Consider the following 5637-nt stretch of genomic DNA (forward strand, 5'->3'; position numbering starts at 1 on the left):
CCCGGACGGATGTCCGGGCGGCGGCCCCTTCGCCGTGGTCGGCGAGCCCGCGGCGCGCTCAGGCCTTCCCGCGTCGGGGCGCGGGGATGGAGCGGTTCCTGCGACGGCGGTCGTACTCCGTCACGAGGGCCTGCGCGTACCACTGGGGCAACTCGTACTCGTCGGCGAGCCAGTTCGACCGGTCCTGGCAGCGCACCAGGCCCGGTCCCCCGTCCAGGGCGTCGAACCACTCGTGGAGTCCCCGGCCGGTGACGACCGGGATGCGTTCGATGAGCTTGGCGTGGATCTCCGGCGAGTGGGTTACCGACATGGGCACCTCCGGCAGCGCGTTGGCGTGTGGCACTTACCTGCGACCCTGCATCAGGATCACGTTTTGGACAAGCCCCGGTCACCAGCTTTTACCTTGCAGGTGTGAGAACGTTCGTCTTGAAGGGGTATCCAGACGAACCCTGCTGTGACAGGCGGGGTTTCGTGCGTGTTCCGGAGACGGAGGGCCTGCCGGCCAGCTGCGCCCCCGGCGTCCGCGACCCTGACGCGGGGGACGGGAGCGGTCGGTCGCGGCACGGGCCGACGGGAGGGGCCGTGCACGGCGAAGGGCCCGCAAGCACCACCGGGACCCCGGCGGCGCGTTCCGGGCCCCGGGCCTCGCGGAGCGTCAGCTCAGGCGCTCGAAGACGGCGGCCATGCCCTGCCCGCCGCCGACGCACATGGTCTCCAGGCCGAAGGTCCGGTCGTGGAAGCGCAGGCCGTTGATCAGCGTGCCGGTGATGCGGGCGCCGGTGCTGCCGAACGGGTGGCCGATCGCGATGGCGCCGCCGTTGACGTTGAGCTGGGAGTCGATGTCGATGCCCAGCTGGTCGGCGGAGGGCAGCACCTGCGCGGCGAAGGCCTCGTTGATCTCGACCAGGTCGATGTCGCCCATGGCCATGTTGGCGCGGGCCAGCGCCTGCCGGGAGGCCTCCACCGGGCCCAGGCCCATGATCTCCGGGCTCAGGCCGGTCACCCCGGTGGACACGATGCGGGCCAGCGGGGTGATGCCCAGCTGGGCGGCCTTGGTGTCGCTCATGACGACCACGGCCGAGGCGCCGTCGTTGAGCGGGCAGGCGTTGCCCGCGGTGACGGTGCCGTCGGGGCGGAACACCGGCTTGAGCTCGGAGACCTTCTCGTAGGTGGTGCCTCGGCGGATGCCGTCGTCGGTGCTGACCACGGTGCCGTCGGGCAGGGTCACCGGGGTGATCTCGCGCTCCCAGAAGCCGTTGTCCAGGGACTTCTCGGCGAGGTTCTGCGAGCGGACCGCGAACTCGTCCTGGCGCTGGCGCGAGACGCCGGTGGCCTGGGCGACGTTCTCGGCGGTCTGGCCCATCGCGATGTAGGCGTCGGGCAGGTTGCCGTCCTCGCGCGGGTCGGTCCAGGTTCCGGCACCGCCCTCGGCGCGCTTGGCGGTACGGGCCTTGGCGTCGTCGAAGAGCGGGTTCTCGTTGTTGCCGTCGTCGCTGCTGCCGTTGACGAACCGGCTGACGGTCTCCACGCCCGCGGAGACGAAGACGTCGCCCTCGCCCGCCTTGATGGCGTGGTAGGCCATCCGGGTGGTCTGGAGGGAGGAGGAGCAGTAGCGGGTGACCGTGGTGCCCGGGACGGTGTCCAGACCCAGCTGGACGGCCACGATGCGGGCCATGTTGAAGCCCTGCTCGCCGCCGGGCAGGCCGCAGCCGAGCATCAGGTCGTCGATGCTGCCCGGGTCCAGCTCGGGGACCTTGGCCAGCGCCGCGCGGACGATCTGGGTGGTCAGGTCGTCCGGCCGGATGTCCTTGAGCGAGCCCTTGAAGGCGCGGCCGATGGGGGAGCGGGCGGTTGCGACGATGACTGCTTCGGGCATGGCTGCGTCCCTAACGGTTGAGGTGCTGCGTGTGCAGCTGTGGATCCGGAGGGCCGGGCGACCTGCTCCGGCCTCGGTTGTTACCGACCAGTAAACCTGGCCGGGGGTCCCGCACGCCACCCGGGGTCGGCGTTCAACCGCCCTCCCCGGAACGGTCGGCGTTCTCGGTCGTGGCCATCCCGGTCGACCCGTCCGGGTGCCCGCGGCCGCCCCGGAGGTGGAACGGGCCGCGCACGAGCGCCGCCCAGCGCCCGTGCCTGCCGGATGTGATGACCCCGCTGGCCTGGGCGTCCACCCGGGAGACCTCCGTTCCGGGGGTCTGGGCGGCCACCACGGCCGCGCGGTCCACCGGCAGGACGCCGCTGCTGCGCTCGGCGTCGTCCAGCTCGGGCAGCAGCCCCAGGGCGGCGCAGGCCGAGGGCAGGACGGCGAAGGCGGCCTGCGAGTACCCGAGAGCTGACGGATGAAAACGGTCAGGCCCGAACATGGAAGCAGGATCTGTCCGGAAATCGTCCGCCAGCACGTCGCTCATGGAGACCGCGCGGCCTCCGGCCTCGGTGACCGCGATGACCTGGGCGGCGGCGAGCTGGCGGGAGGCGAGGCGGGCCACCGAACGCAGCGGCCAGCCGATGGGCCGGACGGTGCCCAGGTCGGGGCAGGTGCCCACCACCACCTGCGTGCCGTGGTCGACCAGTTTGCGGACGGTCTCGCGGAGCTGGGCGACGGCGTCGTTGGGGCGCACGCGGCGGATGACGTCGTTGGCGCCGACGAAGATGACCGCGAGGTCGTAGCGGGTGGCCTCCTCCAGGGCGCGGGAGCGCTCGATCTGGACGGCCAGGTTGGCCGAGGTGGTGCCGGGGGAGGCGGTGCAGCGCAGGCGCACGGGGCGCTCGGCGGCCGCCGCCAGCCCCGAGGCCAGGAGGACGCCGGGGGTCTGGTCGGCCCGCTCGACCGCGAACCCGGCGGCGGTGGAGTCGCCCATCATCAGCATGCGGATCGGCGGTCCGGAGCCCCCGCCGTAGACGCCGTTGACCACGGGCCTGTCCCAGCGGGGGGAGCCGACCGCGCGCCGGGCCAGCCTGGCCTGGAGGTAGAGGAGCGCGACGGTGCCGCCGCCCACGAGCGTGAGCCCGCCGCCGCCGAACGCGGTGGCAGCGGCGATCCGTCTTGCGCGTGCGGCTCGCAGCACCGGACACCCCCGAGGCTCGGACCCGCCTGCCCTGGGCGGGACGGATACGAGCGAGGTTACCGGTGGGCAACCCCGGAATCACGTACCTGAGCGGTACACAATCCGCGCCCCGGGGTGAGGGGAGCGGTATGGGCGGAACAGGGGCGGACGGCCGTCCCCCCGGGTGGGGGCGCGGGGGCCGCCGGGCGTTCGGGCACCGGCCGCTCCGGCCTTCCTCCGCGGGAGGGCGGCCGGTTCCCCGACGCAGCGGAACCGGCTGGTGGAGACCATTAGAGTCTGAACTGAGACGGGTCGGACCGGCCCAGCGCCCCGGGCTCGCCACCGGGGCGAGGACATGGCGGGCCGAAACCCGGCCGCCACGACGCAGAGGGAGCGCAAGTGCGGGTATACGACTCACTGATCGACCTGGTCGGGGACACTCCGCTCGTCCGTTTGAACAAGGTCACCCAGGTCCTCGGCCCGAACGCCCCGACGGTCCTCGCCAAGGTCGAGTACTTCAACCCGGGCGGCTCGGTCAAGGACCGCATCGCGCTGCGCATGGTCGAGGCGGCCGAGAAGAGCGGCGAGCTCAAGCCGGGCGGCACCATCGTCGAGCCGACCTCGGGCAACACCGGCATCGGCCTGGCCATCGTGGCCCAGGAGAAGGGCTACCGCTGCGTCTTCGTCTGCCCGGACAAGGTCGGCCCGGACAAGCTCTCGGTCCTGCGCGCCTACGGTGCCGAGGTCGTGGTCTGCCCGACCACCGTCGCCCCCGACCACCCGGAGTCCTACTACTCCGTCTCCGACCGGCTGGCCACCGAGATCCCCGGCGCCTGGAAGCCCAACCAGTACGAGAACACGAACAACCCGGAGTCGCACTACCACAGCACCGGCCCCGAGATCTGGGAGCAGACCGAGGGCCGCATCACCCACTTCGTGGCGGGCATCGGCACCGGCGGCACCATCAGCGGGACCGGCCGCTACCTCAAGGAGGTCTCCGGCGGCGCGGTGCGTATCGTCGGCGCCGACCCCGAGGGCTCGGTCTACTCCGGCGGCTCGGGCCGCCCGTACCTGGTCGAGGGCGTGGGCGAGGACATCTGGCCCGGCACCTACGACACCTCGGTGTGCGACGACATCGTGGCGGTCAGCGACAAGGACTCCTTCCTCATGACCCGCCGCCTGGCCCGGGAGGAGGCCCTGCTGGTGGGCGGCTCCTGCGGCCTGGCCGTCGAGGCGGCCCTGCGCGTGGCCCGGGACGCCGGTCCCGACGACGTCGTCGTCGTGCTGCTGCCCGACGGCGGCCGCGGCTACCTCGGCAAGATCTTCAACGACGAGTGGATGGCCGACTACGGCTTCCTGTCGGCCGAGACCGAGGAGGCCACGGCGGGCCAGGTGCTGGCCGCCAAGGGCGGGGAGATGCCCGACTTCGTGCACGCCCACCCGGACGAGACCGTCGGCACGGCCGTGGCCATCATGCGCGAGTACGGCGTCTCCCAGGTGCCGGTGATGAAGGAGGAGCCCCCGGTCATGGCCGCCGAGGTGGTCGGCTCCATCGCCGAGCGCGACCTCCTCGACGCCCTCTTCGACGGCCGCGCGCAGCTGGACGACCTGGTGGAGACCCACATGGGCAGGCCGCTGGCCACCGTGGGCACCGGCACCCCCGTGAGCGACTGCGTCCGCCTGCTGCGCGGGTCCGGCGCCCTGGTGGTGCTGCGCGACGGCAAGCCGGTGGGGATCCTCACCCGCCAGGACCTGCTGGCCCACCTGTCGGGCTGACCCCGTCCGCGGGAACCTCCGCGAAACCGCCACGGGGCCCGGACCGCGCTCGAACCGAGCACGGTTCGGGCCCCGCTGTGTACCGACCGGACATGTCGTCGCATACTCGAACACTGCTAATGTTCGCGACAGTTACTGGTAGGTAATAAATGGGGGCACGCGTGTCGCGGCTGTTGTCCTGGGTTCTCCGCTCCGTCTGGTCGTACGCCCGCACCAAGGCCGAAATCCGCGCCGACTCCAGGGCGGCCCGCAGGTTCGCGCGCTTCGGCACGGGCTCGGCGATCGCCTTCCCCACGGCCACCCTCTACGGCGAGCCCTGGATCGAGATCGGCGTGCACACCGTCCTGGGCGGGGACATGACCCTCGCCGCCGGGATGGGGCCCGACTACGACCTGGGCCCCGGGACGGTCGTGCGGATCGGCTCGGGCTGCGCCATCGGGCGCGGCTCGCACATCGTCGCCCACAGGTCCGTGGACATCGGCGACCACGTGTACACCGGCCCCTACGTCTACATCACCGACCAGAACCACGCCTACGGCAACACCGAGATCCCCGTCGGCCTCCAGTGGCCGGTGGACGACCCCGTCAGCATCGGCGACGGCACCTGGATCGGCGCGAACGCGGTGATCCTGCCCGGCGTGCACCTGGGCCGCAACTCGGTCGTGGCCGCGGGCACCGTGGTCCGGCCGGGCACCTACCCCGACCACGCCGTCATCGCCGGCGTGCCCGGGAAGGTCGTGCGAACCCACGACCCCGAACTGGGCTGGGACCCGCCGCTGCGCGAGACCGGCACCCCCACCCGGGTGCCCACCCCCGT

5 protein-coding genes are annotated in these 5637 nt (G+C 72.5%); 2 read left to right on the forward strand and 3 right to left on the reverse strand.

The window, feature by feature from the left end:
- Window positions 1–58: 58 nt before the first annotated feature.
- The 3 genes from DQW06_RS06625 to DQW06_RS06635 all read right to left on the reverse strand — a co-directional run bounded on the left by DQW06_RS06625 (window position 59) and on the right by DQW06_RS06635 (window position 3065).
- A complete protein-coding gene (locus tag DQW06_RS06625; RefSeq protein ID WP_013151139.1) occupies window positions 59–310 on the reverse strand; it encodes a DUF4287 domain-containing protein in 252 nt (83 codons plus the stop codon).
- A gap of 345 nt (window positions 311–655) precedes the next feature.
- Complete coding sequence (locus DQW06_RS06630; protein ID WP_013151140.1) at window positions 656–1876, reverse strand: acetyl-CoA C-acetyltransferase; 1221 nt, start codon at window positions 1874–1876, stop codon at window positions 656–658.
- Window positions 1877–2009: 133 nt separating this feature from the next.
- Window positions 2010–3065 (reverse strand): SGNH/GDSL hydrolase family protein, encoded by a 1056-nt coding sequence (locus DQW06_RS06635; RefSeq protein ID WP_013151141.1) that lies wholly within the window; start codon window positions 3063–3065, stop codon window positions 2010–2012.
- A gap of 378 nt (window positions 3066–3443) precedes the next feature.
- On the opposite strand from DQW06_RS06635, the gene DQW06_RS06640 reads away from it, so the two are divergent.
- Together DQW06_RS06640 and DQW06_RS06645 are read left to right on the forward strand one after the other, a co-directional pair.
- Window positions 3444–4820: a cystathionine beta-synthase gene (locus DQW06_RS06640; protein WP_013151142.1), complete on the forward strand. Its 1377-nt coding sequence runs from the start codon at window positions 3444–3446 to the stop codon at window positions 4818–4820.
- A gap of 149 nt (window positions 4821–4969) precedes the next feature.
- On the forward strand, window positions 4970–5637 hold a 668-nt coding region (locus tag DQW06_RS06645), incomplete at its 3' end, for an acyltransferase (protein ID WP_157983358.1).

This window comes from Nocardiopsis sp. TNDT3 (assembly GCF_003427465.1).
GTDB lineage: Bacteria > Actinomycetota > Actinomycetes > Streptosporangiales > Streptosporangiaceae > Nocardiopsis > Nocardiopsis dassonvillei.

Bases quoted from the DNA above. Each gene is read 5' to 3' on its own strand.
- DQW06_RS06625 (WP_013151139.1), bottom strand. From the start codon at position 310: ATGTCGGTAACCCACTCGCCGGAGATCCACGCCAAGCTCATCGAACGC.
- DQW06_RS06630 (WP_013151140.1), bottom strand. From the start codon at position 1,876: ATGCCCGAAGCAGTCATCGTCGCAACCGCCCGCTCCCCCATCGGCCGC.